The following is a 1,548-nucleotide window of genomic DNA, read 5'->3' on the forward strand; positions in this document are numbered from 1 at the left end:
TTTAAGTTGAGATTAGTATAGGGTTCATATTTGAACCCGTCAATGAAGAATTCCCATATATGAACCATTTTTTAATTAAAGAAAGAGAGAGGTTGGGCCTTCAACAGAAGGAAGTCTATGAAATCATTAACGTAGGCAAGTCAACTTATTATCGTTGGGAAAATGGTGCGCCTATCCCCTCGGACAAGTTAGCTGAACTGGCTAGCCTTGGATTCGATGTAGCCTATGTTGTTACTGGTAAAAGAAAACAAGCTTCTGGTCCTGACGTAGGGGCTGTTTGCTTTACACAGGAAAATTTGAAGAACGCTATTGGTGCTTTTTTGCTGAATACAGCTGAGCTAGGGCTGTTGAATAAATCACCAGACGCAAGCGTAAATGCTTTGATAAATATGGCTATATATAGTTTATGTAAAGAGGTGGGGGAAACTTTTGAGGAGGACACCAGTCCCATCTCCTCCTCAAAAGTGAAGTAGCTACTCTAAAGGTAATTGGATTAAATTTGAGATATTTCTATTTAAGAATTGAGTTTCACAGAGTTCATTAAAAGCCAAGGCTTCCTCTTTCCACTCTACCAAAGCAACATATTGAGCGAATTGATCTTTTATATTTTCAATCCTGTTTCGTTTTCTTAGAAGATTATAGGCTTTGCTCCCTAGCCCAAGTTCATCCACAGAGTCTTCTACAATATAATCAACAGGCCCCCCCCTGAGTGCAAACGCCCCTCTTAGAAGCACGCCAGTCAAGATGACTAATGTGATGCAATATAAAGTACTAAACATTTCTATTTCCTTGTTTTATATTACTTTTTTTAAACAAAAATACAGCTATTGGAGCTGTCAGCAAAGTTGAAATGGCAATGTTTCCGGTGTTTACGCCTAAAGTATATATTTCGGATAATGCATGACTACCAATAAGTTCAAGCTCTAAAAATCTGCCAACTTGCAGCAGGCCTAGAGCCGCATACGCAACAATCACACTCATAGCAGTAAAACCAATTTTAAGGTTTCGAATAATGTGAGCAAAGTGAATTGCAAAAATACAGAGCACATCTATCGTTGCCCATGTCCCATACCAATAAACAAGATTTTCATGATTAACTATTTTGTCCAGATACGGCTCAATTCTGAGGTTTAAGAATTGAGATAAGATCCATACAGCAGCAGCAATAAAGTAGGACCGAGAACCTATTTTCAAACAATACATAGCAATCGGTGCGATCACGGAAAATAGCCATATCCAAGTATTTATCTCATGAAGCTTGTTTACATAGTCTGGGAACATGTGTACTACTCAATTCACTAAGGTTTTGATTCTTCAACAACGGTGTTATCACCAGGAAATACTGCAAGTGCTCTCGTTTTGGCGCCAGGGTCATTACCGCTTCCATTGCCACCAACCACAAACGTAATTTGCTGTGTGCTTAGTTCCTTACCCTTACCATTGGATTCAGGATAAATAATGGGGTTGTTGCCACTGCCGTTACTGCCAGTAACATGAGCTTGCAACTTTGAAGGTAGCACTTTATTCGATAACGTTCTTAATTTCATA

The 1,548-nt window shown here is 38.9% G+C and carries 4 protein-coding genes; 1 reads left to right on the forward strand and 3 read right to left on the reverse strand.

Annotated elements, in window-relative coordinates; all coding sequences use genetic code 11:
- The first annotated feature begins 59 nt into the window (after nucleotides 1-59).
- Entirely contained in the window at nucleotides 60-473 is a 414-nt protein-coding gene (locus TW77_RS23535) for a helix-turn-helix domain-containing protein (RefSeq protein ID WP_046007412.1), read from the forward strand.
- Here TW77_RS23535 and TW77_RS23540 read toward each other — a convergent pair whose 3' ends face one another.
- From TW77_RS23540 to TW77_RS25480, 3 genes are all read right to left on the reverse strand, one after another.
- A complete protein-coding gene (locus TW77_RS23540; protein WP_046007413.1) occupies nucleotides 474-779 on the reverse strand; it encodes a hypothetical protein in 306 nt (101 codons plus the stop codon).
- Nucleotides 772-1,281 (reverse strand): hypothetical protein, encoded by a 510-nt coding sequence (locus tag TW77_RS23545; RefSeq protein ID WP_046007414.1) that lies wholly within the window; start codon nucleotides 1,279-1,281, stop codon nucleotides 772-774. Before TW77_RS23545 ends, TW77_RS23540 begins: the two co-directional genes overlap by 8 nt.
- A gap of 17 nt (nucleotides 1,282-1,298) precedes the next feature.
- The coding region (locus tag TW77_RS25480) for a hypothetical protein (protein WP_046007415.1) at nucleotides 1,299-1,548 on the reverse strand (250 nt) is incomplete at its 5' end.

The sequence above is a fragment of the Pseudoalteromonas rubra genome (genome assembly GCF_000967655.1).
In the GTDB taxonomy this organism is placed as follows: Bacteria; Pseudomonadota; Gammaproteobacteria; order Enterobacterales; family Alteromonadaceae; genus Pseudoalteromonas; species Pseudoalteromonas rubra_A.

Coding starts and splice junctions, on each gene's coding strand:
- TW77_RS23535 (WP_046007412.1), top strand. CDS start 60: ATGAACCATTTTTTAATTAAAGAAAGAGAGAGGTTGGGCCTTCAACAG.
- TW77_RS23540 (WP_046007413.1), bottom strand. CDS start 779: ATGTTTAGTACTTTATATTGCATCACATTAGTCATCTTGACTGGCGTG.
- TW77_RS23545 (WP_046007414.1), bottom strand. CDS start 1,281: ATGTTCCCAGACTATGTAAACAAGCTTCATGAGATAAATACTTGGATA.